Genomic DNA, 25,902 nt, shown 5'->3' on the forward strand with positions numbered 1-25,902 from the left:
TCAGGCTATCGCCGGGCAAAAAACACTCGACGTCGAGTATCGCCGGGTATCGGCGCGGTAAACACTGACGGAACGCTGGTACGCGATCGCGGCATCGGACCAACCGGCCGTTTAGCGGTTGGCCGGTTCGGCGCCGTCATACCGGGCTTATTATTAATTCCGGTCCTATCGATCACCGGCATTCCGTCCGGGTTGAGTTTCGCTAAGCCCAGGCCGGCGTGCCTTAGACGGGGCTAGGGCGGGGGCTTAAGTTCCTCCGTCCGGTGTTCCAGACCGGATAGGTAGCGGACGCCGGGCGCGGGCGGATTTTTTAACGGTCGGCCGTGGGCCGGCGAATTTTAATGTTGGGAGAGTTTGACGATGAGCGATACATTGCTAAAGGATTTGATGTGGTTTAAGCGCCGGCCGGCGGCATGGGCGCTGGCGCTAAGTTTGGGGATGGCGGCCGCGCAAGCCGACGCGGCGGCGGTCGATCGGGCCGCGCCGGCTTGCGCGCTGCAGGGCATGGCGGACGGCAAGGCCTTGCACTTACAACAGTTCAAGAATCAAGTCGTGTATGTGGATTTTTGGGCGTCCTGGTGCGGGCCATGCATGCAATCGTTTCCGTTTATGAACGAGTTGCAGCGCCAACACGGCGCCCAGGGCTTGCAAGTAGTCGCGGTCAATCTGGACGAGGATGCCGCCGATGCCCAGGCGTTTTTGACCAAGGCCCGCCCCGGTTTCGCGGTGGCCGCCGATCCGAATCAGCAGTGCGCCAAGGAGTTCGCGGTGGAAGCCATGCCGTCGTCGTTTTTGATCGACCGCCAGGGCAAGCTGCGCTACATCCATAAGGGTTTCCGGTCCGGCGAGGTGGACGAATTGCAAGGCGTCCTCAAGCAGTTGCTGGCCGAGCCGGCCAGCTTGTAGGCGAGGGTGGGGATCGGCGATAGTCGGGTTACACTAGGCTTTTATGCCCTAGGGAAAACCCGACCGGCCGTCGACCATCGCCATTCGTTTTGCATTAACCCGCCATGAAACCGAAAAAACCCAGCAAACGCCGTCCGTTAACGTTTTACCGCCGCGAATTCCAAGCCATGGGGACGCCGTGCGAAATTCAATTGTTCGCGAGCAGCGCGGCGGCAGCCGGCGCTGCGGCGGAGGCGGCGATCGCGGATGTGCGGCGGCTGGAGGCGCGCTATTCCCGTTACCGGGACGATAGTTTTTTATCGGAGATCAACCGGGCCGCGGCGCTTGGCGGTTCGATCGCGGTGGACGACGAAACCGCCAGCTTGCTGGATTATGCGCTGACCTGCTACGAGCAAAGCGAGGGCTTGTTCGACGTAACTTCCGGGATTTTGCGCCGGGCCTGGAAATTCGATGCCGGCCGTTTGCCCGAGCCGGCCATGCTGGCGGCGTTGCTGGAGAAAGTGGGCTGGCACCGGCTGTGCTGGCGCCGGCCGGAATTGACGTTTTCGGTCGCCGGCATGGAGATCGATTTCGGCGGCGTCGTCAAGGAATACGCCGCCGATTGCGCGGCGACGATCTGCCGCAACCACGGGGTTCAGCGCGGGGTCGTGAATTTGGGCGGCGATATTCGGGTGATCGGTCCGCGCGGCGACGGCAGTCCCTGGCGGGTGGGTATTCGCGATCCGCGCCGGCAGGGCGGCTTGCTGGATACCTTGAACTTGTACGAGGGCGCGGTGGCCAGCAGCGGCGATTACGAGCGCTGCATGGTCATCGACCAGGTGCGCTACGGGCATATTTTGAACCCGAAGACCGGCTGGCCGGTACGGCATTTGGCGGCGGTGACGGTGGTCGGCGATTTTTGCGTGGTGGCCGGTAGCGCTTCGACGATCGCGATGCTGAAGGAAGGCGACGGCGTCGAGTGGTTGGAGCAACTGAATCTGCCGCATTTATGGGTCGATGTGGCCGGTCGAGGCGGAGGTAGTTTGTTCGGTCCGGCCGAGCCGGCGGCGCGGGGCGCGGGTTCGCCGCGCTGAGCGTTGATTTTTTACTCAAGCTTTTGCCGGCTCGGCCGATAACCCGGTGGTCCGTCCTGGCGGGCGGACAGTGTTCAATCCATGGGAGATCGACATGTCATCCATATCGGGAGTGGGCTCCACGCCGTACGTTCCTCTCGTCAATCAAGCGAAGCCGCCCGTAGAGAACCGGCAGCCCGCGCCGCAACCGGTGCAACCGGTCGCGAAAGATGCCGATGGGGATAACGACGGTAGTAAAGGTAGAAACATCGATACTTACGCTTAGATTCGGGTATCGATAGGAGCAGTAGCGATCGGGCCGGTAATTACCGGCCCGATTGATGTCGGCGGATGGTTAAGCCCGGGCGCAGACCCAGACGTCCACCCGGCCGACGCCGGCTCGCTTCAGTGCCGTTGCCAGCGCGGCGACCGTGGCGCCGGTGGTCATCACGTCATCGACGATGGCGACGTGGCGGTAAGGTAACGGCCGCGTGGCCCGAAAGGCGTTGCGCAGATTCTTGCGGCGCTGTTTGGCCGGCAACGCGATTTGATGGCCGGTATCCCGCACTCTTTGGCAACTCCGCGAATCCAGCGGAATCTTCAATTCCTTCGATAAATGCCGGGCGATTTCCATGGCCTGGTTGAAGCCGCGTTCGCGGTAGCGTCCGCGATGCAGCGGCACCGGGATCAGACATTCCGGCCGTTCGGCCTGGGTTCCGGCGTGGGCCGCCAGCAAGCCGGCCAGCAGGCGGGCATTCTTGTAGTCGCGCTGGAATTTCAGGCGGCTCACCAAAAAGCGTAAATGACTGCGGTACAAAAACGGCGCGTAGGTCTCGTCGAAGGCCGGCGTTTTGCTCAGGCAGCGCCCGCACAGCACCGGTTGAGGATGGCGGGTTTCGAACGGTTCGCCGCAGCGGTAGCAGCAGGAAACGTTACGGGGCAGGTCGTCCAGGCAGCCGGCGCACAGGTCCAGGCCGGCGTGGCCGGGCGCGCCGCACAATACGCAGCGCGGCGGTAACAGCAAAGTCTGTATAATGTTTAGCCAATGGTTTACCATTTTTCTTTAAATAGGTTGATAAGCGGTCCCGGTCACCGCTTGCGCCGCCGCCGAGCATGGGAGAGTAGCAGAATGTCCGCCAGCCAGAAACCTTCGAACCACGTCGCCAACATTCGTCACGATTGGCAATTGGCCGAGGTCGAGACCTTGTTCGCATTGCCGTTCAACGATTTGATTTTTCAGGCCCAGACCGCGCATCGGGCGTTCTTCGATCCCAACGAAATTCAGGTTAGCAGCCTGTTGAGCATCAAGACCGGTTCCTGCTCGGAAGATTGCGGCTATTGCCCGCAAAGCGCCCGCTACGATTCCGATCTGACGCCGGAGGCGCTGATGCCGGTCGAAGCGGTGTTGCAAGCCGCGCAACAGGCCCAGGCCCAGGGCGCTTCGCGGTTTTGTATGGGCGCCGCCTGGCGCAGCCCGAAGGATAGAGACATCGAGCGGGTCGTCGAGATGGTCAAGGGCGTCAAGGCGCTGGGCATGGAAACCTGCGTGACCTTGGGCATGCTGACCGACCGGCAAACCCAAGCCTTGAAGGACGGCGGCCTGGACTATTACAACCACAATCTCGATACCTCCGAGGACTATTACTCGGAAGTCATCACCACCCGGACCTATCAGGACCGGCTGGATACGCTGGAACGGGTGCGCGAGGCCGGCATCAATGTCTGCTGCGGCGGCATCGTCGGCATGGGCGAGTCGGAGGTCGATCGAGCCAAATTGTTGCTGCAACTGGCGAATCTGCCCAAGCATCCGGAGAGCGTGCCGATCAATATGCTGGTGCAAGTCGAAGGGACGCCGCTGCACGGCACCGCTACGCTGGACCCGCTGGTGTTCGTGCGCACCGTGGCGGTGGCCAGGATCATGATGCCGGAATCGCGGGTTCGCTTGTCGGCCGGCCGGACCGCGATGAGCGACGAGATGCAGGCCTTGTGCTTTCTGGCCGGGGCCAACTCGATTTTCTACGGCGATAAACTGCTGACCACCGACAATCCGATGACCAGCCACGACCGGCAATTGTTTCAGCGCTTGGGCGTGCGGATGGGCGGCTCCAGTTACGCTTGATGGCCGGTTTTTACGATTTTAGCGGCGAGCTGGGCCGGCTGGAGCAACAAGGTTTGTACCGGCGCCGCCGGGGCGTGGACGGCCCGCAAGGCGTGCTGCTGGACGTGGACGGGCGGCGGATGGTCAATTTTTGCAGCAACGACTATCTGGGCCTGGCCGCCGACCCGCGCCTGGTCGATGCCTTTCAGCGCGGCGCGGAACGCTACGGCGTCGGCAGCGGCTCCGCGCATTTAATTTGCGGGCATAGTGCCGCGCATGACGCGTTGGAGGACGCATTGGCCGAGTTCACCGGCCGGCGGCGGGCCTTGCTGTTTTCGACCGGTTACATGGCTAACGTCGGGACGATTTCGGCCTTGCTGGGGCGCGGCGATACGGTGCTGGAAGATCGTCTGAATCACGCATCGCTGCTGGACGGCGGTTTGCTGGCCGGTGCCCGGTTTCGCCGCTACCATCACGCCGACCCCGCCGATCTGGCCGCGAAACTGGCGACCGGATCGGGCAAGGTCTTGGTGGTCAGCGACGGGGTGTTCAGCATGGACGGCGATTTGGCGCCGCTGCCGGCATTGGCGGCATTGGTCGGCCGCCACGATGCCGGCTTGTTGATCGACGATGCCCACGGCTTCGGCGTGCTTGGCGCGCGCGGCGGCGGCATCGTCGAGCATTTCGGCTTGAGCGCCGAACAGGTGCCGATCTTGATCGGTACCTTGGGCAAGGCCTTCGGCACCTTCGGGGCTTTTGTCGCCGGTTCCGACGATTTGATCGAGCTACTGATTCAAAAAGCCCGCAGTTATGTGTTCACGACGGCGATGCCGCCGGCGGTCGCCGAGGCCACGCGTACCGCGTTGCGCATCGTGCGCGACGAAACCTGGCGGCGCGAGCGCTTGCGCGAGCTGATCGCGCGTTTCCGGCAAGGCGCCGAGCAATTGGGTTTGCCGCTGATGGCTTCCGAAACCGCGATCCAACCGTTGCCGACCGGCGATAGCGAGCGCGCGGTCGCACTGAGTAACGCGTTGGCCGAGCGGGGCTTCTGGGTCGGCGCGATTCGGCCGCCGACGGTGCCGGCCGGCACCGCCCGTTTGCGGGTGACCTTGACGGCTCTGCACGACGACGCGCAAATCGATGCTTTGCTGGAGGCTTTGAGCGAGCTGGGCGCATGACGCTTATTCATCTGGACAAGCGCGGCGGCGGGCCGCCGCTACTGATATTGCACGGCTGGGCCATGCACGGCGGCGTGTTACGCGGATTCGCCGAGCGCTTGGCCGACCATTATCAAACCATCGTCGCGGATTTGCCCGGACACGGCCGTAGCGGCGCGCTGGCGCCGTTCGAGTTGGCGGTGGTCGGCGATGCCTTGGTCGCGGCGCTGCCGGTTCGCCGGTTCGCGTTGCTGGGTTGGTCCTTGGGCGGCGCCATCGCGCTGGACATCGCCGCGCGCTACCCGGAGCGGGTCGAGCAGTTGACCTTGCTGGCCAGCAATCCTAAATTCGTCGGCGACGGCGCTTGGCCGGGCATGCGTCCGGCGGTGCTGGACGGCTTTGCCGAGCTGTTGCTGGCCGATGCCAAAACCACGCTGCAACGCTTTCTGGCCCTGCAAGTGCAAGGCTTGCCCGAGCAACGGGCGTTGTTGACGCAGTTGCGGCAAGCGGTGGCGGATGCGCCGCCGCCGGCCGAAGCGGCGTTGCGCGGCGGGCTGGACATCTTGAAAACCGCCGATTTGCGCGAACAATGGCGGCATTTGCGCTGTCCGGCCTCGGCCATTTTCGGCGGCAGGGACATGCTGGTACCGGTCGCCGCCGCTAAAGCGCTGGCCGATTTAAGGCCGGAGGCCGGCGTGTATTGTCTCGATGCAGCCGGCCACTTGCCGTTTCTGAGCCATCCCGAGCAGGTGATGGCGTTGTTGCGGGCGCGCGAATGAATGCCGCGATAGCCAAACGCGATATTCGCCGTTCGTTCGGCGCGGCGGCGGCCGGTTACGATAGCGTGGCGGCCTTGCAGCGTCGGGTCGGGGCCGAATTGCTGGCCCGATTCGACGTGTCGCCGGCGGCCGGCGCTATCGCCGATCTGGGTTGCGGCACCGGGTTTTTGACCGGTTTGTTGCTGGGCCGGGCCGCCGATCGGCCGGTGTATGCGCTGGACATCGCGCTGCCGATGCTGCAAGCGGCCAGGGCCAAATGGCCGGCCGGCGTGCGGTATGTGTGCGCGGACGCCGAGCGTTTGCCGCTGGCCGATGCCGGTCTCGGTCAAATCTATTCCAATCTGGCTTTGCAATGGTGCGCGGATTTGCCAGCGCTGTTCGGCGATTGCCGGCGGGTGCTGACGCCGGGCGGGCAACTGGCGTTCGCCACCTTCGGGCCGGGTACCCTGGTGGAATTAAAGGCGGCTTGGGCCGAGGTCGACGATTACCGGCACGTGAATGCGTTCGTGTCCGGCGCCGAGATTCGCGCCCAGCTAGCCGCCGCCGGTTGGCGCGATGGCGACATCGTCTCGCGGACGTATTCGACCGAATATGCGGCGGTCGCCGATCTGATGCGGGAACTGAAGGGCATCGGCGCGCATAATCTCAACGCCGATCGCAAGCGCGGGCCGACCACGCGCCTGCAATTGCGGGACATGATCGTCGCTTACCAGGCTTTAATGCCCGACGCGCGGATCCTTGCCAGTTGGGAGATTCTGTTTGTCAGGGCGTTTCGATGAAAGCCGGCGTGTTTATCACCGGTACCGATACCGATGTCGGCAAAACCTGGGCGACGCTGGCCTGGATGCGCCGCCTGCGCGCGGAAGGCTACACGGTGGCCGGCATGAAGCCGGTGGCGGCGGGCTGCGAGCGGCGCAACGGCCGTTTCTATAATCGCGACGCTTTGCTGATCCAGGCGGCGTGTTCTGCGCCGGCGGACTATGCGGCCATCAATCCCTATGCGTTCGAGGCGGCGATGTCGCCGCATCTGGCTTGCGGCGATATCTCGGTCGATCCGGAGCGTATCGCCACGCTGGCCGCCGCATTGCATGCGACCGCCGACTGGTTGGTGGTCGAAGGCGCCGGCGGGTGGTATTCGCCGCTGGACGCCGCGTTGGACAACGCTGGTTTGGCGCGTCGTTTGGGATTGCCGGTTGTGGTCGTGGTCGGCATGCGCTTGGGATGCATCAATCACGCGCGCTTGACGGTCGTGGCGGTCGAGCGGACCGGGCTGCGCTGCGCCGGTTGGCTCGCGGTCCGCTTGAGCGAGGCGATGCCGGGTTTCGAAGGCAATCTGGCCTATTTGCAAACCCATTTGTCGGCCCCGCTATTGGGGGTTTTACCTTACCGGCTCGAGCCGGATTTCACTGAGATGGGGCAACATCTATGCCCACCAAACTGGCAAATGTTTGATTTGCGTCAAAATTTTTAAAGCGGGGATGACGACAATGGCGGCCACCATCCGAGGGCGCGGCGACTGGCCGGGCCTCTCGGCGCAAGGAGACGATGGTGGCGCCGGTTCGAAGGGCCGGTGGCCTGAACTTAAAAAGTCCGTATGGACTGATTGCCGCTGGCGGAATCCGGGACGAATTCGCGCGGCGCATCCTAAATAAAAAAACAACCTGGAGGCGTTTTATGGCTTTAATTACTTGGACCGCGGATCAGTATGGCACCGGCGTGGGCTTTGCCGATTCGGAGCATCAGACTTTGTTCGGTTTGTTGAACAAACTGTACGACGAGGCAACCGGCGGCGCGGCGCGCGCGACGATCGGCGCTTCCTTGGATGCTTTGATCGCTTATGTGGTCGATCATTTTGCTCATGAAGAACGGGAAATGCTGTCCAAGGGTTTTGGCGGTTACGATCGCCATAAAGCCGAGCACGAAGCCATGGTCGGTATTTGCGCGGATTTGCAAAAGAAATTTCACGCGGGTCAAGCCGAAGTGACCGAGGAAGTCGGGCAATTGGTCAAAGGCTGGTTGGATAGCCATATTCCTACCTTCGATATGTCGTACTCCGATACGCTGAAATAAGCCCCAAGCCGACAGGCTAAAGCGGTCACAAAGGCTTGCGAGCAGCAATGTTCGCAAGCCTTTTTTACGCGTAAATTGCCGAAACGGGAAAACCTCTTCTGGTTTGCTGCTCTGCGATGGGGTAAAATTGCTCAGTTTATTTAAGACAATTATCTGTAAAGGGAACCGCGAGCCTCGCCGGTTGGGTGCGCAATGTTACAGAAGATATAACGCATACAAGTTTATAACTACTAGTGGGGAGGCTGCTCCGTGAAGAAAACAAAGCAACTGCTCGCGTGTCTGGTTTTGATGGCCTGGGGCCTGGAGGCGGCACACGCGGACTACACACTCAATCTTGTGCAAGGTGTGACACAACTCAGTCATGAGCTGTACGATTTGCACATGCTGATCCTTTGGATATGCGTATTCATCGGTGTCGCGGTGTTCGGTACGATGTTTTACTCGATTTTCCATCATCGAAAATCAAAAGGGCACGAAGCTTCGCAGTTTCATGAAAATACGACGGTCGAGATCATCTGGACCATTATTCCCACGCTGATTCTGATCGGTATGGCGATTCCGGCTACCAAGGCCGTGGTCGATCTGGACGGAACCCAGGAATCCGAGATGAGCATCAAGGTGACCGGGAAACAGTGGTATTGGGATTACGAGTACCTGGATTCCGGCGTTCACTTCGAAAGCCATTTGGACGAAGCCAGCGAAAAAACCCACCGGGTCAGCACGATGGACCCGCGCGCGGTACCCAACTACCTGCTGAACGTCGACAAACCGTTGGTGATTCCGGTCGGTAAGAAAATCCGCTTCCTGTTCACCGCCGCCGACGTGATTCACTCTTGGTGGGTGCCCGATCTGGGCTGGAAAAAAGACGCCAATCCCGGTTTCGTCAACGAAGCCTGGACCCAAGTCGACAAGCCCGGCGTCTATCGCGGCCAATGCACCGAGCTGTGCGGGCGCGACCACGGCTTCATGCCTATCGTCGTCATCGCGATGGAACAGGAGCAGTACGACGCCTGGGTGAAATCCACGCTGGAAAAACAAAAACAAGCGCCGGATTTGAGCAAGCTGACCCGGTCTTCGCTGCTGATTAAGGGCGAATCGGTTTACTTGAAAAACTGCGTGGCTTGCCATCAAATCGACGGCAAGGGCATCAGCGGTTGGTATCCCGCGCTGAGCGCCAGCGCGAAAGTGACCGGCAATGTCGATCAACTGATCGGTTTCGTGCAAGCCGGTACCAGCAAAATGCCGGCGTTCAAGAAATTGCCTGCCGACGAATTGGCCGAATTGGTGACCTATCTGCGGAATTCTCCGAATCTGGGCAACAATGTCGGCGATGAGTTTCAACCTTGTCAGGCCTTGACGCTCGACGATTTCGACGATTTGTATCCGGATATCGACGATGCGGCTCAACAATGTAAAGAGAACGGCGAAGTCAAACCCAAGGTTGTCGCCGAGAACAAAGTCGGCTCTTGATTGGAACCGGTTTTATAGGGTTGAACTCACTATCTATTATTTCTTGAGGTATTACGTATGACTGCTGTCGTAGCTGAACATGATGATCATCACGATCACCACGATCACGGCCCGGATAAGGGTATTCTGCGCTGGATAATTACCACCAACCATAAAGACATCGGCACGATGTATCTGGTGTTCTCGCTGGCGATGTTTTTCGTCGGCGGTAGCATGGCTTTGATTATCCGCTCGGAATTGTTCGAGCCGGGATTGCAATTCGTCGATCCCAACTTCTTCAACTCGATGACCACGATGCACGCATTGGTGATGGTCTTCGGGGCGGTGATGCCGGCTTTCGTCGGTCTGGCCAACTGGATGATTCCGATGATGATCGGCGCGCCGGATATGGCGCTGCCGCGGATGAACAACATGAGCTTCTGGATGTTGGTGGCTGGCGTGTTGCTGATCGCCAGTACCCTGTTCATGGAGGGCGGCGCGCCCTCGGCTGGTTGGACGCTGTATCCGCCACTGGTATTGCAAACCGGAAAAGCCTTGCCGTTCGCGATCTTCGCGGTTCACTTGCTGGGTGTGTCGTCGATCATGGGTGCGATCAACGTGATCGCGACCATTTTCAACATGCGCGCCCCGGCAATGACCTTGATGAAAATGCCGCTGTTCGTCTGGACCTGGCTGATCACCGCATTCCTGTTGATCGCGATCATGCCGGTTTTCGCCGGTGCGGTGACGATGCTGTTGACCGACCGTTTCTTCGGCACCAGCTTCTTCGATGCGGCCGGCGGCGGCGACCCGGTGTTGTATCAACATATCTTTTGGTTTTTCGGTCATCCCGAAGTGTATGTGATGATTCTGCCGACCTTCGGCGTGGCTTCGACCATCATTCCGGTGTTCGCTCGCAAACCGTTGTTCGGTTACGCTTCGATGGTCTACGCGACCGGCGCGATTGCGTTCCTGTCGTTCATCGTTTGGTGCCATCACATGTTCACGGTCGGTCTGCCGATTGCCGGCGAGCTGTACTTTATGTATGCGACGATGCTAATCGCGATTCCGACCGGCGTGAAAGTGTTCAACTGGACAGCGACGATGTGGAAAGGCTCGATGACCTTCGAAACGCCGATGTTGTTCGCGATCGCGTTCGTGGTGTTGTTTACGATGGGCGGTTTCACCGGTTTGATGATGTCGGTCGCGCCGGTCGATTTTCAATATCACGATACCTATTTCATCGTGGCCCATTTCCATTACACCTTGGTACCGGCTTCGGTTTTCATTCTGATGGCCGCCGGCTATTTTTGGCTGCCTAAATGGACCGGGCATATGTACAACGAGAAAATCGGCAAACTGCATTTCTGGTTGTCGGCGATTTCGGTCAACATCCTGTTTTTCCCGCAGCATTTCCTGGGTCTGGCCGGCATGCCGCGCCGTATTCCGGACTATGCGATTCAATTCGCGGATTGGAACATGGTGTCCAGTATCGGCGCTTTCATCTACGGCTTCAGTCAATTGCTGTTCGTTTACATCGTCATCGATACGATTCGCGGCGGTACCGGCGAGAAAGTCACCGACGAAGTCTGGGAAGACGCCAGCAAGCACAGCTTGGAGTGGACCGTAGCGTCTCCCGCGCCTTATCACACGTTTGCCACCCCGCCGGAAAAAATTCCGACAGAGCATTTTTAATCGCTAGGCGAGCGGCTTGGACGGCGACCCTCCTGTCGGTAAGATCCGACAGGAGGGCGCGAGGATAGAGATGAATATCAAGACTAAAAATATTTTGACCGCGCTGGCCTTGGTCGCGGTTGCGTTGACGATTTATGTGTTCGCGGTGATGAAGGCCATGTCGCAATGAGCGGCGAAGAGTTGCGTGGTAAAAACCGCAGACTGGCCGCGAAACTGATCGGCGTGGCGGTGCTGATGTTTGGTTTCGGTTATGCGCTGGTACCGCTTTACGACGTGCTTTGCGAACTCACCGGACAAAACGCCACGCTGGAAAGCGTCGCCAAGACCGAATCCGAGTTCAAGGTCGACGAGTCCCGGGAAATCACGATGGAGTTTTTGACGTCGCTGAATCGTGCGGTGCCGATGGACTTTAAGGTGGAAACGCCCAGTCTGAAGATTCATCCGGGCCAATATTATTCGGTGGGATTTCACGCGAAAAACTTGAGCGATCGCAGGATTAAGGTACGCGCGGTAGCGACTTACACGCCGGGCTTGGTCAAGGAATACGTCACAAAGGTGATTTGTTTTTGCGAGTTGGAACAGATATTCGATCCGAACGAAGAGAAGAACATGACGGTTCGTTTGGTTGTCGATCCGAAACTGCCCGAGCGCTATAAAAACATTACGCTGTCTTACACTTTTTTTGAAATTACTGAAAAATCTGAAAATTAACGAAGGGGAAGGTTATGTCTACAAACACAGCTTATTACATCCCGCATAAAGCCACTTGGCCGGTGATGGCCACCGCCGGTTTGATGCTGACGCTGGCGGGCTTTGCAAACCATTTGAACGGAAACTCGATCGGCTCCGGCATGATGTTGGCCGGTTTCGTGGTGTTTCTGGTGATGTTGGGCGCGTGGTTTGCGTTGCAAGCAACCGAAAGCGAGTCCGGCATGTACAACCACGGTGTCGGTATTTCCTACCGGATGGGCATGATGTGGTTTATTTTCTCCGAAGTGATGTTCTTCGCGGTGTTCTTCGGCGCGCTCTGGTACACCCGCAATCTGTCGGTGCCCTGGTTGGGCGCGACCGACGGCGCGTTCGTCAGCGGTCCGGGTCGTTCGACCTTTACGCTGTGGGACGGCTTTAGCTCGACTTGGCCGACCAACGGTCCCGGTAAGGTCGGCGGCGATTTCGAGCCGATGGGCGCCTTCGGTTTACCGTTGATCAACACCTTGTTGCTGTTATCCAGCGGCGTTACCTGCACCTGGGCGCATCACGGCTTGTTGGCCAAGCATCGCGGCCAGCTGATCAAAGGCCTGTTGGCTACCGTCGGCTTGGGCTTTTTGTTTGTCGCCTGCCAAGCTACCGAGTACTACGAAGCCTATCACGAGATGGGTTTGACGCTGGGTTCAGGGATCTACGGTTCCACCTTTTTCATGTTGACCGGTTTCCACGGTTTCCACGTTTGCGTCGGTGCGATCATTCTGTCGGTCGTGCTGTTCAGAAGCTGGAAAGGCCATTTTACGCCGGAAAATCATTTCGCTTTCGAAGCGGCGGCATGGTATTGGCACTTTGTTGACGTCGTCTGGTTGGGCTTGTTTGTCTTCGTTTACTTGATGTAAACGCCTGCTTTCGTTAACGAAAAAAAGCGCGCTCGGCGACGAGCGCGCTTTTTTTTTGCCGGCGTTTAGCGGCCGGGATTTTGAGGAGCGGATGACGCCGGTTTTTGGTCGGCGTGCATTCTGGCGCCCAGGCCGTGCGGTTGAATCAGGCCGGTGGCCAAGGCCAGCACCAACAAAATAAACAAGCCCAGCGACAAGCCAATTCTAAACGTCAGGGCTTTGGCGGTTTTACGCGAATCTTCGTCGCTTTTGTGTCTGACCAAATGAAACAGCGCCGAGCCCAGGCTGACTAAAATGGCGAGAAAAGCGACAATAACGAATATTTTGATCGGCATGGTGGGAAAGTCGGCGCAAAAGCACCATTCTCGACGATTCCCAATGGCTTGCCAATACTTAGGGCGGTTTTAGATGATTAAATTTCGGCTGTTTCGCATGGAGTGGCGCTGGTCGCCGGCCCTGTTGGTGGCTTATCTCGCAATGATGGTGTTGCTATGCAACCTGGGATTCTGGCAATTGCGCCGCGCGGATGAAAAGCAAGCCTTGCTCAACGCGCAATATGCAGCCCAAATGTCGGTTGCACTGGATTTGAACCAGCGGATACCGGGCGAGCCGGAGCTCGAGGCGATTCGGTATCGCAAGGCGACTTTACAAGGGCATTACGACGACGCCCATCAATTATTGCTCGACAATCAGGTACACGACGGCCGGCCCGGATATTTGGTGTTCACGCCGTTTTTGCCCGCCAACGGCCAAGCCGCGGTCTTGGTCAATCGCGGCTGGTTGCCGCTGGGCCGAGATAGGCGAGTAGTCCCCGATTTAAGCATCGATACGCCGGTCGAACAGTTGCGCGGCCGCATCAACCGTTTTCCCGACGTCGGCATTCGGCTGGCTGGCGGCGGGACGCCGGGCGAAGGCTGGCCGGTTCGCACTCAGTACGTCGATTTGGCTGCGCTCGGCGTCAAATTCGGCTACGCGCTGGCGCCGTTCCAACTGGAATTGGATACGGATCAACCCGCCGGCTATCTGCGGGATTGGCGTATCAACGTGGTCATTCCGCCGGAAAAACACCGGGCCTATGCAGTACAATGGTTCGGTTTAGCGCTAACGCTAAGCACCCTAATGTTTTGGAACAGTCTTCGTAAACGTCGTGAGTAAACAACAATTAAAAATAAATCGTCTCACCATTTTAGGAATCTTCGCAATGACGGCGATTCCATTTAGCATCGCTTGGTATTTGGCGGCGCATCCGGACACCGTCAGATTGGGGACCAATCATGGCGAGTTGATTCAACCGCCGCTTCAGACCGAACCGGTCAGTTTTGTCGGTGCAGATACGTTTTCCCAAGAAAATATCGGGGAGTTGAAGGGGCACTGGGTACTCATTAATCCGGTATTCGGCGCGTGCTCGCAAGTGTGCGCCGATGCCCTGCATAAATCCCGGCAGATCGGTCTGATGATAGGCAAGGACATCGCCCGAGTGCGGCGCTTGGCTTTGCTAAGCGACGGACAAGTCGCGCTGCCCGGCCAATGGCGTGAGGATGCGCGCCTGCTGAAAGCGCTGCCGGCCGATAGCTTGCGGGCGGGATTGTCCGGGATAGCCGGCCAGGCGCCTGTCGAGGGCGCCTTGATCATCATGGACCCGCTGGGCAATCTGATGATGAAATACCCGCCCGGATTCGATCCCTATCAAGTCAGAGACGACTTAAGCAAACTCCTCAGAATTTCCCAAATCGGTTAATAAACATGTTCAGAAGATTATTATTGTGCGGGGCCATCCTGGCGCTGCTGGTCATCGTGGTCGGCGCCTATGTCCGCCTCGGCCACGCCGGCTTGGGTTGTCCGGACTGGCCCGGTTGTTACGGCAAAGCCGTCGTCGCCGATACCGACCAATTCAAGGCCGACGCGGCGGCCGCTTTCGGCGGGCAAGCGGTTGATGTCGCCAAGGCCTGGAAGGAAATGGTCCATCGTTATTTAGCCGGCGCGCTGGCGGTCTTGGCGTTGCTGGCTCTGCCGTTCGCTTGGCGCGAGCAAAAACGCGGCCTCGCGGTCGGCTGGACCCTGGTTATCGTATCGCTGATTGCCAGCCAGGCGGCGTTGGGCATGTGGACCGTGGCCTCCAAGCTGACCCCGGCGGTCGTTACCGGACATTTGTTATTGGGATTCATGACCTTTTGGGCGCTGGTTTGGGCTTATCTGCGCTTGGATCCGTCTCTGAGCCGGCGTTCGGTCAGTTCCGGGCCGATGTGGCTAACCGGATTGGCGATGTGCGTGGTGCTGGCGCAGATTGCGTTGGGGGGATGGGTCAGCAGCAACTACGCTGGGCTAGCGTGCGACGATTTCCCGCGTTGCCAAGGGGTTTGGTTGCCGGCGGCCGATTACTGGCAAGCATTGAATCCGTTCCGTCCGGAAGGGCAGTTGTTGAGCGCCGCCGCGCTAGCGGCTGTTCACACCGTTCACCGGCTGGCGGCCGGCCTTACCTTCTTGGTCGTGAGCGCGTTGATGCTGGTAGCGACCGGCGACCGCTATCCCAAACCGGTACGCTTGGCAGGTAACCTGGTCAGCCTGGTTTTGTTGCTGCAAATCGTACTAGGGATCTTCAGCGTCAAATATAGTCTGCCGCTGGGATTGGCGGTTGCGCATAACGCGGTGGCGGCTTTGTTGATGGTGCCGTTATTGGCCATTGCCTTGTACAGCCGTTACGGTTTTCCCGAAGCCGAAGCCGAAGCCGAAGCCGAAGCCGAAGCCGAAGCCGAAGCCGAAGCCGAAGCCGAGGTTTCTGTTGGCGAAGCGGCGATTCCGGCAACGGTCGGTGAGGCGGCTTTGGCACCGGTGCCCGTCGAAGTGCCGGTGGCGGAGAGTCTGTTCCAACGCTTGAGTAATCAACTGCAAAAAACCCGCGGCGGTTTCGGATCGGTGCTGGGCAGCTTGGCATTCGGCAAGAAAGCGGTGACCAAGGGTTTGCTGGTCGATTTGGAGGCGAGTTTGCTGATGGCCGACCTCGGCATCGAAACGACGACGCAATTGATCGAACATTTGCAAAAAACGTTGGAGAGCGAACAGCTGGCCGACGGCGATGCCTTGCTCGATGCGCTAAAGCAGCAACTGCTGACGATACTGAAACCCTGCTCGCAAGCGCTAAAAATTCCGGAACGGGATGGACCGTTCGTGATTCTGGTAGTCGGCGTCAACGGCGTCGGCAAAACCACGTCGATCGGCAAATTGGCGAAGCGCTTGCAGCAACAAGGGCATAGCGTGATGCTGGCGGCCGGCGATACTTTCCGGGCGGCGGCGGTCGAGCAGTTGCAGACCTGGGGCGAGCGTAATAATGTGGCGGTTGTGGCGCAGCACACCGGCGCCGATTCGGCATCGGTGATCTTCGACGCGCTGCAATCGGCCAAATCCAGGGGCGTGGACGTGTTGATCGCGGACACCGCCGGGCGTTTGCACACCAAATCCAATTTGATGGACGAGTTGAAAAAGATCAAGCGGATCATGGCCAAATTGGACGACAGCGCGCCGCATGAAGTGTTGTTGATTCTGGATGCCGGCACCGGCCAGAATGCGTTGTCGCAGGCTAAAATATTCAACGAAGCGGTTGGCTTGACCGGTTTGGCCCTGACCAAACTGGATGGTACCGCCAAGGGCGGCATCATTTTCGCGTTGGCCAATCAATTGCATATCCCGATTCGCTTCATCGGCGTCGGCGAGAGCATCGACGATTTGCAGGACTTCGATGCCGAGCAGTTCGTCGAGGCCTTGTTCGCTAAAGACTAACACCATGCTCAAGTTCGAACACGTCAGCAAACGTTACCCCGACGCCGGCGAGGCCTTGATCGACGTCAGCTTTCATCTGCAAAAAGGCGAAATGGCGTTTCTGACCGGCCGCTCCGGCGCCGGCAAAAGCACATTGCTGAAATTGATCGCGATGATGGAGCAATGCACGCGCGGTAACATTTTCCTGGATGGTCAACTCATCAACCGGGTCAGCGAGCGTAAAGTGCCGTATTTGCGGCGCGGACTCGGTCTGATCTTTCAGGACTATAAACTGCTAAACGATAGGACCGTGTTCGATAACGTGGCGTTGCCGTTGGTGGTGTCCGGCTATCAGGCCAATGAAGTGGCGAGGCGGGTGAGGGCGTCGCTGGACAAAGTCGGGCTGCTGGGCAAGGAGCGTAAATATCCGCTGGCCTTGTCCGGCGGCGAACAACAACGGGTCGGTATCGCGAGGGCCATCGTCAACAAACCCAAGTTGATAATCGCGGACGAGCCGACCGGCAACCTGGATCCGGATCTGTCGGCCGAAGTCATGCATATGTTCGAGCAGTTCAAGCAAGTCGGGGTTTCGGTGTTGATCGCCACTCACGATATCGAGCTGGTTCACGTGCTCGGTTATCGGGTACTGACCTTGGACAAAGGGCATTTGGTGGCGAGTTGACGATGAGACAAGTACAGCGCAAACATTTCGGCCAGCGCTTGAACGACCGTTTCCAGGCGTATTTGCTGAATCACGCCCACGGTCTGTTTTCCAGTCTCGGCCGCTTGACCCGTTCGCCATTCACGTCGGCGATGACGGTGCTGGTACTGGCGATCGCGGTGTCGTTGTCCGGCGGTTTTTACATCGGCGTTGCCAACATTCAGCAATTGACCGGGAATTTGGAGAGCAGCAATCAAATGTCGCTGTTTTTACACGACAACGTCACCGACGCCGCCGGTCAGAAGCTGGTCGAACAACTGCGGCAAAATCCCAGCGTGGATGCGGTTAAGTTGATCACCAAGCAGCAGGCTTTGGACGAATTCAAGGCCAATAGCGGTTTCGGCGACGCGTTGAATGCCTTGGAACAAAATCCGCTACCCAGTGTGGTCCAGGTTCAACCTAAGCATACCCTGGAATCCAACGCCGACATCGAAACGCTGATGGCGGAGTTCAAACAATTGCCGCAAGTCGATTTCGTGCAAGTGGATATGCAATGGGTGGCCCGCTTGCAGACCATCATGACGATTGCCAGCCGAGGCGTGATGTTGGTCAGTTTGCTGCTGGGTTTCGCGGTTACTTTTATCACCGGCAACACGATTCGGCTGGAGTTGCAGAATCGTCAGGACGAAGTCTATATTTCCAAATTGGTCGGCGCTACGAATGCCTTCATTCAGCGGCCGTTTCTCTATACCGGGTTTTGGTTGGGATTCATCGCCGGTTTTCTGGGCTGGTTGATCGTGACGGTGATGTTGCTGATCCTGGAGTCGCCGGTCGAGAAATTGTCGGTGCTCTATAACAGCGCCTTCGAATTATTGTTTCTGAGTTTCGGCGAGTTTTTGCTGTTGCTGACGATTTCTTCGGCGCTGGCCGTCTGCGGTGCTTGGGTTGTGTTGCATTATCAATTGCGCTTGCTGAAGCCGGAGTAGTCGCGATGAACTTTTGGGAAACCAAGACGCTGGCCGAAATGACCACCGAAGAATGGGAGTCGTTGTGCGATCGCTGCGGCAAGTGCTGTTTGAACAAACTCGAAGACGAAGATACCGGCGAGATCGCGCTGACTCGCGTCGTTTGCGATTTGATCGATTTGGACACTTGTTCTTGTAGCCGCTATGCCGAGCGCTGCACATTGGTGCCGGATTGTTTGGACTTGAAACAACACGATTTCAGCGCGTATCACTGGATGCCCGACACCTGCGCCTATCGTTTGTTGCTGGATGGAGAGGCGTTGCCGGAATGGCATCCGCTGATTTCCGGGCGGCTGGACACCGTGGCGGAGGCCGGCATTTCGGTGACTGGGTTCGCGATCAAGGAATCGGAAGTCGACGATATGGAAGACCACATCATCGCTTGGCTGCCGCCGAAACCCAGGGATTAGCGATGTCAAACATCGTCGTCGACCCTCTTACCCTACTTTTTGGCAGGTTGAACTAAAATCGTGTTCGTTAAAGGGAGGATTAGGCGGAGCGTATGAAAGTTTTAGTCGTCGACGATAGTAAGGCGATACGGCAATTGGTGGCGGAGTGCCTCCGTGAATTGCGGCATCAAGTAGACTTTGCCGAAAACGGAGCGGAAGCCCTGCAATACGTTGCCGATCAGGACGTCGATCTGGTGTTGATGGATGTCGAGATGCCCCGCTTGAACGGCTTCGAGGCGACTCAGGCCATCCGTGAGTTGCGAAAATCCGATTGGTTCCCGATCGTGTTCTTGACCACGCGCACCGACGACGACTCGTTTTGCCAAGGCATACTGGCGGGCGGCGACGCGTACTTGCAAAAGCCGCTGAATCCGCTACGTTTGCGGTACACGATGGTGGCGATGGAGCGGATTTACTTGATGCGCCAAAAGTTGCAAAAATCCCAGCAACACCTGCAATTGGCCAACCAAGAGCTGGAGTGGCTGTCGCAGAGCGATCAATTGACCGGGTTGGCGAATCGCCGCCGCTTGGATAGCGTATTGGCCCTGCAATTTGCGCTGGCGCAGCGCAATAATTCGGTACTATCGGTGTTGGTTTGCGACATAGATTACTTCAAGAAATACAACGACAGCTACGGACACGTGCGCGGCGATGAATGCCTGGTCGAGGTCGCCAAGGCCTTGTCCTATCAGTTGCGACGCAGTACCGATCTAATTTGTCGGTATGGCGGCGAGGAGTTTGTCGCGGTCTTGCCGGCGACCTTGTTGGTTGAAGCGCGCGAATTGGCCGAACGGATGCGCCATGCGGTCCAGGCTCTGGGCATTGCTCACGCCTCGTCCGAGTGCGGACGCGTGACGCTCAGCATCGGCGCGGCCGCGCACCTCGGCCAATACTCGTCCCCGGACGAATTGATCAAGGCCGCCGACGCCGCGCTTTATCGCGCCAAGCAGTTGGGCCGGAATCGGGTGGAAATAGGTTGAACATGTTCAGGCCCAAGGATTTCATCGAAACAGGCGAGCAGCTGATTTTCGCGGTGGTCGCCGACGGTTTGGAGGCCGGTCGTATTCTGTGCTTTCTGCGCTACGCGATGTTGGACGGCGCTTGGCGTAAAGTCGATAGCGATACGGCCAACGCCCATTTAGCGGCGCATTATCCGCAATACCTACATTACTCGGCGCGCTTGGATGCTCGCTTGCACGCGGTACCGGAAACCGCGGTAATTCGACATTTTCATCCCCGCCACAGCCTGCGAGGCTTATTGGAAGTAGAGCCCAGCGATCCGGTGCTGGCCGATTTGCACAGTCTCTGCACCTTGTTCCGCCGCCGCGGTTTGGACATGGATCAGTTCGGCGTGACCGGATCGTTGCAGGTCGGCATGCAAAAACACAGCTCGGATATCGATCTGGTCTGTTACGACCGCGAAATCTTCCACCGGGCTCGCAACGTCGTACAGTGGCTGATCGCCGAGGACCATTGTCAGGTTCTCGACGATGCGGATTGGTTGGAAGCCTATCGGCGCCGCGCCTGCGATTTCGCGCTGGACGAATATATTTGGCACGAATTGAGGAAATACAACAAGGCCATGATTAACGGCCGTAAATTCGATCTGACTTTGCTGGCGCCGATGCTGGAAGGCGAAACGCGCGAATACCGCAAGCTGGGCGCTATCGAACTGCAAGCCAGAATCAGCGACGATTTTCACGCCTTCGATTATCCGGCGGTGTTTTCGATAGACCATCCGCAAGCGGACAGCATAGTCTGTTATACCGCGACCTATTGCGGGCAGGCGCAAACCGGCGAAGTCGTGGCGGTTGCCGGCTTGCTGGAAGTCGACGATACCGGCCGGCGGCGGGTTGTCGTCGGTTCCAATCGCGAGGCGCTCGGAGAATATATCAAGGTATTACGCTAATGGCCGGAACGCTTGCCGGCCTGATTCTCGATCTGGACGGCCTGGCGATCGATAGCGAATCCACGTACCGGGCGGCCTGGCGAGCGGCGGCGGCGGAAATGGGCTACCGATACTCGGATGCCGACTGGGCGGGCTTGCTCGGCTTGTCCGGGCCGGATGTGCTGGCCGGGTTGGCCAATCTGGCCGGCGATGGTTTCGATCAGGCGCGCTTTCGCCAGTTGAGCGGCGAGATTTGGTTGGCTCAAGTCGAAACCGACGGTATCGCGGTCAAGCCGGGTTTACCGGAATTGCTCGAGGTCGCCCAAGCCGCCGGCATCCCGTATTGTATCGCCACCAACAGCCGGGCGGCTGCAGCGCGGCGCAGTCTGGCCTACGCCGGTCTGGCCGAGACGTTTCCGTTATTGGTCGCGGTCGATCAGGTGGCGCGCGGTAAGCCGGCGCCCGACGTGTATTTGGCGGCGGCGGGACGGCTGGGTTTGCCGGCTTCGGCCTGTCTGGCGCTGGAAGATTCGCCGGTCGGCGTGGCGGCGGCGGTTGCGGCCGGCATCCGTTGTTGGCTGGTGCCCTCCAGCTATCCTGTCGATGCGCTGGCCGGTCGGCAGGCCGAGCGGGTACTGTCCGACTTAAGGGAAGCCGCCGATTTTATCTCGGCCGCGCGGTCGCTTCCGTTATAATGCCGCCTCGTTTTTTGGTCTTGGAATCCCGGTGGTGAAAGCGCAGTTCGAAACGGTCACGGTGGTGGCGCCAGCCCGATTACACATGGGCTTCATCGATTTGAGCGGTGGTTTGGGGCGGCATTTTGGCAGCATCGGTTTGGCGGTAGAGGAAATCAACACTCGCTTGACGCTGAGCGCCGCCGAGACGCTGACCGTGGTCGGTCCGGAGACCGAGCGGGCCGGCCGTTGTCTTGGACAATTGTGCGCGCGTTTGGGGGTTTCCGATCGGCTGCGTCTGGCGTTGGAAACCGTGATTCCGGAGCATATCGGCTTGGGCTCCGGCACGCAGATGTCGCTGGCGGTCGGCGCCGCGTTAAGCCGATTTTACGGTCTGGGTTTGACGGTACGCGATATTGCGTTGCTGTCCGAACGCGGCGCCCGCTCCGGAATAGGTATCGGGATTTTCGAAAAAGGCGGTTTGGTTGTCGATGGCGGCCGCGGTCCTGAGACCAAAACGCCGCCGCTGATAGCGCAAATGCCGATTCCGGACCATTGGCGGTTTATCCTGGTGTTCGATCAGCGTGGTCAAGGTTTGCACGGCGAACAGGAGATTAGCGCGTTCAGCCGGCTGCCGCCGTTTCCGCAAGCCAGTGCCGAGCGATTGTGTTATTTGTTGTTGATGCAGGGCCTGCCGGCGTTGGCGGAACAAGATTTGCCGAGGTTCGGCGCGGTGATTACCGAGTTGCAACGGGCGGTCGGCGAGCATTTCGCGCCGGTGCAGGGTGGAATTTTCACCAGCCCGGACGTGGCGGCGGCGATGACGATGTTGGAGAAGGCCGGCGCCGTGGCGATCGGCCAGACGTCCTGGGGGCCGACCGGTTTCTGCGCGGTCGAGTCCCCTCGGCGAGCCGCCGAGTTGGTTCAAGCCCTGGAGTCGCGGTTCGCGCAATCGCCGCTTAGCTTCTTAGTAGCCAGTGCGCGCAACCAGCCGGCCTGCTTGATTTCCGGCGAGCTTGCTTAGTCGTCGCGTTCGACGAGTTGGTGTTCTATCCGGTCTTGATTGCCGAGGTTGTCTAACCACATCACGCTGATTCGATCACCGACACTAGCGCGCAGCCGAAATACGAAAAACGGATTCTTGGAAACGCTGCCGGCCATGTTGACCGAAAGGGTCGGCGTGCCGTTTAAGGTCAAGGTCAGGGTTTGAATATAGTGAGCCGGAATTAGCGCACCATCGGTGTCGCGGTTACGGCCGTTTTCCATCGGATGTTGATTCAAAATCCGAATTTCCCAAAATCCCGCCAGCGCTCGACTTCTGATTTTAATCGTACTCATCAGCCGGTTCCGCAGCCGCCCACGCTGACTTCCACACTACGCCGATTGCGTAGCCAAGCCGCGCCGCGCTTGGCCAGGACCACCACCTCTCCGGACCCCGCCATTTTGATTTGCGTGCTCACGAAGGCCAAGGCCGTCGGCGAGAGTTCGATTTCGGCGACCAGTGGGTTGGGATTGTGAGCCACATAGATGACGAACCGCTCGATGTCTTCCAAAGAGCTGGCGACGGTGATCGGCACGAAAGCGCCGTTTTCGGCAACGGCCGGTAAGGTCAATTCCAACGTTGGGGTATCTTGGATTCCGGTATCGGACAATATCGCCAAGATCTCTTCCAGCCGGGTCTTGGTCGGCGACGATCCGGCCGCCGAGTCGGCTAGGGCGGGCTTGATGTCGGTTGTGAGCGCGCAAGCGCTCAGGCTTAGGCCGAATGTTGTCAGGAAAGTGCGGCGGTCATAAGTCATGCCCAAATAACCTTGCTTTTTTTGATGTATATCAAAATTTTTCGATTTCGGTTTGTTATCGTTAGCACCGTTGAAATTGTTTCAGCACCATCTACAACAACATACAGGAAGGTACAAAATGAATGAAGTTCAAGAAAAAGACAATTTTTGGCTCTACATCGCTCTGGCCGTCGTTATGGTCGCTGGTGCGGTTTTCATGGTGAAAAACGCGGAGCACGATAAATACGCTACCGCCGCTAAAAACATCGCCGAAGATTCGTCCAACTCTGCTTATCGTTCGGATGTGCTGCACAAAAACGGTCTGACCAAATAAGGCCGTTACGATTTAATGGAGACGTCGCGAACTGCATTCTCCTATCCACTTGTGGGTTTGCGGCGGTGACAGGGAAACTGCGTTAGGTCCCGCTATAAAAAGAAACCGTGGTTTCTTTCAATTGGGGTTTTGCCGAGGTGTCCGGGCTTCGGCAAAACCCTTCCCGAATATGTTTCTGCCTACCTCAAGCCTGCGCCACGGCTGTTAGCAACATGATCGCCTGATTCATGCCTTGGTGCAGGTTTTTTTCGATTTCCGCCATCGTGATTTCGCCGGCGACGACGCCAGCCGCCCAATTGGCAACCACCGAAACATTAGCGTAAGCGATGCCCAACTCTCGAGCCAGCGCTGCCTCCGGCATGCCGGTCATACCCACCAAATCGCAGCCGTCGTTCGCCATGCGTTTGATTTCCGCCGGCGTTTCCAGACGAGGTCCTTGCGTGCAGCCGTAGGTACCGTGGTTCACGGTGGCGATGTCGGCGTGTTCGGCGGCGGCAACGATACGAGCCCGTAATGCGGGTGTATAGGGTTCGCTGAAATCGATGTGGGTGACTTGTTCCAGATCGTCGGCGAAGAAGGTATGTTCGCGGCCGTAGCTGTAATCGATCAATTGATCGGGAATCGCGATGACCGCCGGCGCCATCTTACGGCCGATGCCGCCAACCGCCGCGACCGCGATAATTTCGGTCACGCCCAAGGCTTGCAAGCCCCAGATATTCGCCCGATAGTTGATTTTATGCGGCGGAAACCGGTGCGGGTTGCCATGTCGGGCTAAAAACACCAGTTGACGGCCGTCCAGTTCGCCGAATACGTAAGCGGCCGACGGCGCGCCGAACGGCGTATCGAGGCTTTGTTCGCCGGTGATAAGCAGGTCCGGGATTTGGGTCAGGCCGGTGCCGCCGATAATAGCCAAGGTCATAATACTTCCTTGCAGGCATAGACGCCTGCGGCGTTTCTGAGATAACCCTTGTAATCCATGCCGTAGCCGAATAAATAATGGTTTTCCACGTTCAAACCGACAAAATCCAATGCGATCGGTTTGGGCTCATCGAGTTGTTTGTCAAAAAGCGCCGCCGTGTAAACGGCTTCGGCGCCTTGCTGTTGGCAGTAATCGACGATGGCGCGCAAGGTATGGCCTTCGTCGAGGATGTCGTCAATCACTAGCACCGTCCGTCCCGCCAACGGCGTGGTCGGCGTAAACAGCCAGTGAATCTCGCTGCCGGAGGTGGCGTTCCGGTAGCGGCTAGCGTGGATGCTGTCCAACATCAGCGGAAAGTCCAGGCGCGGCAACAGTTTGCCGGTGGCGATGATGCCGCCGTTAATCACGCACAATAGCAGCGGATTGCGGTCTCGTAGCGCGGCGCTGATGTTGGCGGCCATCAAGTCCAGTGCGGACTCGACTTCGGCGGCGGCGTGCAGTTGTCGCGCGTGCCGTTGGACTTGATCGATTTCTTCAAGCAGGGGATTCATAAAGCTCTTGGAGTTGTTTGGAAATTTGTTGCCATTTCGGTAATTGTTTCAACTGTTCGCGGGTGACTTTGGGCTGGCCGCGCATGGCTTGCAAACGCGCTTCGCCGGCACGGCGTTCGCGAACCGGCAGATCGTCTAAGACTTGCTCGGCCGCCGCCGAATTGTTGCACACCAACACCATGTCGCAGCCGGCTTCCAGCGCTAAACGCGCCCGATCGGTGTAGTCTCCGATACCGGCGGCGCCGTTCATGCTCAAATCGTCGCTAAATATCGCGCCGTTAAAACCCAGCTCGCCGCGCAATATGTCTTGCAGCCAAACGCCGGAAAAACCCGCCGGCAAGCGGTCGATGCGCGGATACACCACATGGGCCGGCATCACGGCTTCCAGGCCTTGTTCGATCAACGCTTTAAACGGCACCAAATCCTCGGCACGTATGCTTGTCAGATCGCGATCGTCGATCGGCAAGGTCAAATGCGAGTCTAGCGCGACGGCGCCGTGGCCGGGAAAATGCTTGCCGGTCGCGGCCATGCCGGCCTCGCGCATGCCGGCACGGAAGGCTCCAGCCAGTTGGGCCGCTAGGGTCGGATCGCCGGAAAACGAACGATTGCCGATGATTTCGCTGACGCCGCGATCGACATCCAGCACCGGCGCGAAGCTGAAGTCTACGTCGATGGCGAGCAATTCGGCGGCCATCAACCAACCGGCTGCTTCAGCCAATTCCGGTTTGTCGGCGTACTTGGCCGCCGCGGGTAAGCGGGTAAATCCGTTCTGAAAGCGCTGAACTCGGCCGCCTTCCTGATCGACGGCAATTAAAATGTCGCCGCTACGTGCCTTGCGTATGTCGGCAATCAATGCCTCGACTTGCGCCGGATGATCGAAATTGCGAGCGAACAATATCAACGCGCCGGTATTGGGATGGGCGATTTTTTCCCGATCCGCCGCCGTCAGGCTGAGCCCGTCGATGTCTATCATGACCGGACCGATGGCTTGTGGTTTCATGGTGATAAATGTCTAAATTGGAATATACTTCTGGAGCTTGAACCCGACATTATATGAGGA

At 58.5% G+C, this 25,902-nt stretch carries 30 protein-coding genes; 23 read left to right on the plus strand and 7 right to left on the minus strand.

Translation table 11 applies throughout. The annotated features are described in order from the left end of the window. Nucleotides 1-360 precede the first annotated feature (360 nt). Nucleotides 361-906, plus strand: a complete 546-nt coding sequence (locus tag BJL95_RS12370; RefSeq protein ID WP_139306242.1) for a TlpA disulfide reductase family protein — start codon at nucleotides 361-363, stop codon at nucleotides 904-906. A 104-nt stretch (nucleotides 907-1,010) separates the two neighbouring features. Beyond that, nucleotides 1,011-1,979: an FAD:protein FMN transferase gene (locus tag BJL95_RS12375; protein ID WP_071158333.1), complete on the plus strand. Its 969-nt coding sequence runs from the start codon at nucleotides 1,011-1,013 to the stop codon at nucleotides 1,977-1,979. A gap of 334 nt (nucleotides 1,980-2,313) precedes the next feature. Here BJL95_RS12375 and BJL95_RS12380 read toward each other — a convergent pair whose 3' ends face one another. Next, nucleotides 2,314-3,015 carry a ComF family protein gene (locus BJL95_RS12380; protein ID WP_071158335.1) on the minus strand — a complete coding sequence of 234 codons (702 nt, stop codon included), beginning with the start codon at nucleotides 3,013-3,015 and terminating at the stop codon, nucleotides 2,314-2,316. A gap of 72 nt (nucleotides 3,016-3,087) precedes the next feature. On the opposite strand from BJL95_RS12380, the gene bioB reads away from it, so the two are divergent. From bioB to BJL95_RS12430, 10 genes are all read left to right on the plus strand, one after another. Further along, nucleotides 3,088-4,077 carry a biotin synthase BioB gene (gene bioB, locus BJL95_RS12385; RefSeq protein ID WP_071158337.1) on the plus strand — a complete coding sequence of 330 codons (990 nt, stop codon included), beginning with the start codon at nucleotides 3,088-3,090 and terminating at the stop codon, nucleotides 4,075-4,077. Then, nucleotides 4,077-5,234 carry an 8-amino-7-oxononanoate synthase gene (gene bioF, locus BJL95_RS12390; RefSeq protein WP_071158339.1) on the plus strand — a complete coding sequence of 386 codons (1,158 nt, stop codon included), beginning with the start codon at nucleotides 4,077-4,079 and terminating at the stop codon, nucleotides 5,232-5,234. The genes bioB and bioF overlap by 1 nt, the downstream gene beginning before the upstream one ends. Then, complete coding sequence (gene bioH / locus BJL95_RS12395; RefSeq protein ID WP_071158341.1) at nucleotides 5,231-5,992, plus strand: pimeloyl-ACP methyl ester esterase BioH; 762 nt, start codon at nucleotides 5,231-5,233, stop codon at nucleotides 5,990-5,992. The genes bioF and bioH overlap by 4 nt, the downstream gene beginning before the upstream one ends. Continuing rightward, the gene (gene bioC / locus BJL95_RS12400; protein ID WP_071158343.1) at nucleotides 5,989-6,771 is read left to right on the plus strand and encodes a malonyl-ACP O-methyltransferase BioC; all 783 of its coding nucleotides are present in this window, start codon (nucleotides 5,989-5,991) and stop codon (nucleotides 6,769-6,771) included. Before bioH ends, bioC begins: the two co-directional genes overlap by 4 nt. Then, a complete protein-coding gene (gene bioD, locus BJL95_RS12405) occupies nucleotides 6,768-7,463 on the plus strand; it encodes a dethiobiotin synthase (protein ID WP_071158345.1) in 696 nt (231 codons plus the stop codon). Before bioC ends, bioD begins: the two co-directional genes overlap by 4 nt. Before the next feature lie 203 nt (nucleotides 7,464-7,666). After that, entirely contained in the window at nucleotides 7,667-8,062 is a 396-nt protein-coding gene (locus BJL95_RS12410; protein ID WP_071158347.1) for a bacteriohemerythrin, read from the plus strand. A 249-nt stretch (nucleotides 8,063-8,311) separates the two neighbouring features. Next, nucleotides 8,312-9,532: a cytochrome c oxidase subunit II gene (coxB, locus tag BJL95_RS12415; RefSeq protein WP_083385972.1), complete on the plus strand. Its 1,221-nt coding sequence runs from the start codon at nucleotides 8,312-8,314 to the stop codon at nucleotides 9,530-9,532. 57 nt (nucleotides 9,533-9,589) lie between these two features. Beyond that, entirely contained in the window at nucleotides 9,590-11,206 is a 1,617-nt protein-coding gene (ctaD, locus tag BJL95_RS12420; RefSeq protein ID WP_064030440.1) for a cytochrome c oxidase subunit I, read from the plus strand. 165 nt (nucleotides 11,207-11,371) lie between these two features. Continuing rightward, entirely contained in the window at nucleotides 11,372-11,917 is a 546-nt protein-coding gene (locus BJL95_RS12425) for a cytochrome c oxidase assembly protein (RefSeq protein ID WP_064030442.1), read from the plus strand. Between the two features lie 14 nt (nucleotides 11,918-11,931). Next, entirely contained in the window at nucleotides 11,932-12,810 is an 879-nt protein-coding gene (locus tag BJL95_RS12430) for a cytochrome c oxidase subunit 3 (protein ID WP_064030445.1), read from the plus strand. A 65-nt stretch (nucleotides 12,811-12,875) separates the two neighbouring features. On the opposite strand, the gene BJL95_RS12435 is transcribed toward BJL95_RS12430, so the two are convergent. Beyond that, nucleotides 12,876-13,145, minus strand: a complete 270-nt coding sequence (locus BJL95_RS12435; RefSeq protein WP_064030447.1) for a twin transmembrane helix small protein — start codon at nucleotides 13,143-13,145, stop codon at nucleotides 12,876-12,878. A 73-nt stretch (nucleotides 13,146-13,218) separates the two neighbouring features. On the opposite strand from BJL95_RS12435, the gene BJL95_RS12440 reads away from it, so the two are divergent. From BJL95_RS12440 to BJL95_RS12485, 10 genes are all read left to right on the plus strand, one after another. After that, nucleotides 13,219-13,965 (plus strand): SURF1 family protein, encoded by a 747-nt coding sequence (locus tag BJL95_RS12440; RefSeq protein ID WP_083385973.1) that lies wholly within the window; start codon nucleotides 13,219-13,221, stop codon nucleotides 13,963-13,965. Between the two features lie 46 nt (nucleotides 13,966-14,011). Next, the gene (locus BJL95_RS12445) at nucleotides 14,012-14,548 is read left to right on the plus strand and encodes a hypothetical protein (protein WP_071158349.1); all 537 of its coding nucleotides are present in this window, start codon (nucleotides 14,012-14,014) and stop codon (nucleotides 14,546-14,548) included. Nucleotides 14,549-14,553: 5 nt separating this feature from the next. Continuing rightward, the gene (gene ftsY / locus BJL95_RS12450; protein WP_071158351.1) at nucleotides 14,554-16,584 is read left to right on the plus strand and encodes a signal recognition particle-docking protein FtsY; all 2,031 of its coding nucleotides are present in this window, start codon (nucleotides 14,554-14,556) and stop codon (nucleotides 16,582-16,584) included. 4 nt (nucleotides 16,585-16,588) lie between these two features. Continuing rightward, complete coding sequence (ftsE, locus tag BJL95_RS12455; protein ID WP_064030457.1) at nucleotides 16,589-17,245, plus strand: cell division ATP-binding protein FtsE; 657 nt, start codon at nucleotides 16,589-16,591, stop codon at nucleotides 17,243-17,245. A 2-nt stretch (nucleotides 17,246-17,247) separates the two neighbouring features. Next, nucleotides 17,248-18,210, plus strand: a complete 963-nt coding sequence (ftsX, locus tag BJL95_RS12460) for a permease-like cell division protein FtsX (RefSeq protein WP_064030459.1) — start codon at nucleotides 17,248-17,250, stop codon at nucleotides 18,208-18,210. 5 nt (nucleotides 18,211-18,215) lie between these two features. After that, a complete protein-coding gene (locus tag BJL95_RS12465) occupies nucleotides 18,216-18,659 on the plus strand; it encodes a YcgN family cysteine cluster protein (protein WP_071158353.1) in 444 nt (147 codons plus the stop codon). A gap of 92 nt (nucleotides 18,660-18,751) precedes the next feature. Beyond that, nucleotides 18,752-19,678 carry a diguanylate cyclase gene (locus BJL95_RS12470; protein ID WP_071158355.1) on the plus strand — a complete coding sequence of 309 codons (927 nt, stop codon included), beginning with the start codon at nucleotides 18,752-18,754 and terminating at the stop codon, nucleotides 19,676-19,678. 2 nt (nucleotides 19,679-19,680) lie between these two features. Continuing rightward, entirely contained in the window at nucleotides 19,681-20,607 is a 927-nt protein-coding gene (locus BJL95_RS12475; RefSeq protein WP_064030465.1) for a hypothetical protein, read from the plus strand. Further along, nucleotides 20,607-21,281, plus strand: coding sequence for an HAD family phosphatase (locus BJL95_RS12480; RefSeq protein ID WP_071158357.1), 675 nt, complete (start codon nucleotides 20,607-20,609; stop codon nucleotides 21,279-21,281). The genes BJL95_RS12475 and BJL95_RS12480 overlap by 1 nt, the downstream gene beginning before the upstream one ends. A gap of 34 nt (nucleotides 21,282-21,315) precedes the next feature. Beyond that, on the plus strand, nucleotides 21,316-22,284 hold the full coding sequence (locus BJL95_RS12485) for a beta-ribofuranosylaminobenzene 5'-phosphate synthase family protein (RefSeq protein WP_083385995.1): 969 nt from the start codon (nucleotides 21,316-21,318) through the stop codon (nucleotides 22,282-22,284). On the opposite strand, the gene soxZ is transcribed toward BJL95_RS12485, so the two are convergent. Next, nucleotides 22,281-22,598, minus strand: a complete 318-nt coding sequence (soxZ, locus tag BJL95_RS12490) for a thiosulfate oxidation carrier complex protein SoxZ (RefSeq protein WP_064030551.1) — start codon at nucleotides 22,596-22,598, stop codon at nucleotides 22,281-22,283. The genes BJL95_RS12485 and soxZ overlap by 4 nt on opposite strands. Continuing rightward, complete coding sequence (locus BJL95_RS12495; RefSeq protein ID WP_071158361.1) at nucleotides 22,598-23,059, minus strand: thiosulfate oxidation carrier protein SoxY; 462 nt, start codon at nucleotides 23,057-23,059, stop codon at nucleotides 22,598-22,600. Before BJL95_RS12495 ends, soxZ begins: the two co-directional genes overlap by 1 nt. 118 nt (nucleotides 23,060-23,177) lie before the next feature. Here BJL95_RS12495 and BJL95_RS12500 point away from each other — a divergent pair, with 118 nt between their 5' ends. Further along, complete coding sequence (locus tag BJL95_RS12500) at nucleotides 23,178-23,372, plus strand: hypothetical protein (protein ID WP_064030470.1); 195 nt, start codon at nucleotides 23,178-23,180, stop codon at nucleotides 23,370-23,372. A gap of 184 nt (nucleotides 23,373-23,556) precedes the next feature. Here BJL95_RS12500 and BJL95_RS12505 read toward each other — a convergent pair whose 3' ends face one another. From BJL95_RS12505 to nagZ, 3 genes are read right to left on the minus strand one after another with little or no spacing between them, the layout of a single operon-like run. Then, entirely contained in the window at nucleotides 23,557-24,291 is a 735-nt protein-coding gene (locus BJL95_RS12505; RefSeq protein WP_071158363.1) for an S-methyl-5'-thioinosine phosphorylase, read from the minus strand. Beyond that, nucleotides 24,288-24,842, minus strand: a complete 555-nt coding sequence (locus BJL95_RS12510) for a hypoxanthine-guanine phosphoribosyltransferase (RefSeq protein ID WP_064030474.1) — start codon at nucleotides 24,840-24,842, stop codon at nucleotides 24,288-24,290. The genes BJL95_RS12505 and BJL95_RS12510 overlap by 4 nt, the downstream gene beginning before the upstream one ends. Next, complete coding sequence (gene nagZ / locus BJL95_RS12515; RefSeq protein WP_254786787.1) at nucleotides 24,826-25,842, minus strand: beta-N-acetylhexosaminidase; 1,017 nt, start codon at nucleotides 25,840-25,842, stop codon at nucleotides 24,826-24,828. Before nagZ ends, BJL95_RS12510 begins: the two co-directional genes overlap by 17 nt. Between the last annotated feature and the right edge of the window lie 60 nt (nucleotides 25,843-25,902).

Source organism: Methylomonas sp. LWB, from assembly GCF_001856095.1.
Taxonomy (GTDB): Bacteria; Pseudomonadota; Gammaproteobacteria; order Methylococcales; family Methylomonadaceae; genus Methylomonas; species Methylomonas koyamae_A.

What these genes read in the sequence shown, in the direction of transcription:
- BJL95_RS12370 (WP_139306242.1), top strand. Translation starts at nt 361, where the DNA reads ATGAGCGATACATTGCTAAAGGATTTGATGTGGTTTAAGCGCCGGCCG.
- BJL95_RS12375 (WP_071158333.1), top strand. Translation starts at nt 1,011, where the DNA reads ATGAAACCGAAAAAACCCAGCAAACGCCGTCCGTTAACGTTTTACCGC.
- BJL95_RS12380 (WP_071158335.1), bottom strand. Translation starts at nt 3,015, where the DNA reads ATGGTAAACCATTGGCTAAACATTATACAGACTTTGCTGTTACCGCCG.
- bioB (WP_071158337.1), top strand. Translation starts at nt 3,088, where the DNA reads ATGTCCGCCAGCCAGAAACCTTCGAACCACGTCGCCAACATTCGTCAC.
- bioF (WP_071158339.1), top strand. Translation starts at nt 4,077, where the DNA reads ATGGCCGGTTTTTACGATTTTAGCGGCGAGCTGGGCCGGCTGGAGCAA.
- bioH (WP_071158341.1), top strand. Translation starts at nt 5,231, where the DNA reads ATGACGCTTATTCATCTGGACAAGCGCGGCGGCGGGCCGCCGCTACTG.
- bioC (WP_071158343.1), top strand. Translation starts at nt 5,989, where the DNA reads ATGAATGCCGCGATAGCCAAACGCGATATTCGCCGTTCGTTCGGCGCG.
- bioD (WP_071158345.1), top strand. Translation starts at nt 6,768, where the DNA reads ATGAAAGCCGGCGTGTTTATCACCGGTACCGATACCGATGTCGGCAAA.
- BJL95_RS12410 (WP_071158347.1), top strand. Translation starts at nt 7,667, where the DNA reads ATGGCTTTAATTACTTGGACCGCGGATCAGTATGGCACCGGCGTGGGC.
- ctaD (WP_064030440.1), top strand. Translation starts at nt 9,590, where the DNA reads ATGACTGCTGTCGTAGCTGAACATGATGATCATCACGATCACCACGAT.
- BJL95_RS12425 (WP_064030442.1), top strand. Translation starts at nt 11,372, where the DNA reads ATGAGCGGCGAAGAGTTGCGTGGTAAAAACCGCAGACTGGCCGCGAAA.
- BJL95_RS12430 (WP_064030445.1), top strand. Translation starts at nt 11,932, where the DNA reads ATGTCTACAAACACAGCTTATTACATCCCGCATAAAGCCACTTGGCCG.
- BJL95_RS12435 (WP_064030447.1), bottom strand. Translation starts at nt 13,145, where the DNA reads ATGCCGATCAAAATATTCGTTATTGTCGCTTTTCTCGCCATTTTAGTC.
- BJL95_RS12440 (WP_083385973.1), top strand. Translation starts at nt 13,219, where the DNA reads ATGATTAAATTTCGGCTGTTTCGCATGGAGTGGCGCTGGTCGCCGGCC.
- BJL95_RS12445 (WP_071158349.1), top strand. Translation starts at nt 14,012, where the DNA reads ATGACGGCGATTCCATTTAGCATCGCTTGGTATTTGGCGGCGCATCCG.
- ftsY (WP_071158351.1), top strand. Translation starts at nt 14,554, where the DNA reads ATGTTCAGAAGATTATTATTGTGCGGGGCCATCCTGGCGCTGCTGGTC.
- ftsE (WP_064030457.1), top strand. Translation starts at nt 16,589, where the DNA reads ATGCTCAAGTTCGAACACGTCAGCAAACGTTACCCCGACGCCGGCGAG.
- ftsX (WP_064030459.1), top strand. Translation starts at nt 17,248, where the DNA reads ATGAGACAAGTACAGCGCAAACATTTCGGCCAGCGCTTGAACGACCGT.
- BJL95_RS12465 (WP_071158353.1), top strand. Translation starts at nt 18,216, where the DNA reads ATGAACTTTTGGGAAACCAAGACGCTGGCCGAAATGACCACCGAAGAA.
- BJL95_RS12470 (WP_071158355.1), top strand. Translation starts at nt 18,752, where the DNA reads ATGAAAGTTTTAGTCGTCGACGATAGTAAGGCGATACGGCAATTGGTG.
- BJL95_RS12475 (WP_064030465.1), top strand. Translation starts at nt 19,681, where the DNA reads ATGTTCAGGCCCAAGGATTTCATCGAAACAGGCGAGCAGCTGATTTTC.
- BJL95_RS12480 (WP_071158357.1), top strand. Translation starts at nt 20,607, where the DNA reads ATGGCCGGAACGCTTGCCGGCCTGATTCTCGATCTGGACGGCCTGGCG.
- soxZ (WP_064030551.1), bottom strand. Translation starts at nt 22,598, where the DNA reads ATGAGTACGATTAAAATCAGAAGTCGAGCGCTGGCGGGATTTTGGGAA.
- BJL95_RS12495 (WP_071158361.1), bottom strand. Translation starts at nt 23,059, where the DNA reads ATGACTTATGACCGCCGCACTTTCCTGACAACATTCGGCCTAAGCCTG.
- BJL95_RS12500 (WP_064030470.1), top strand. Translation starts at nt 23,178, where the DNA reads ATGAATGAAGTTCAAGAAAAAGACAATTTTTGGCTCTACATCGCTCTG.
- BJL95_RS12505 (WP_071158363.1), bottom strand. Translation starts at nt 24,291, where the DNA reads ATGACCTTGGCTATTATCGGCGGCACCGGCCTGACCCAAATCCCGGAC.
- BJL95_RS12510 (WP_064030474.1), bottom strand. Translation starts at nt 24,842, where the DNA reads ATGAATCCCCTGCTTGAAGAAATCGATCAAGTCCAACGGCACGCGCGA.
- nagZ (WP_254786787.1), bottom strand. Translation starts at nt 25,842, where the DNA reads ATGAAACCACAAGCCATCGGTCCGGTCATGATAGACATCGACGGGCTC.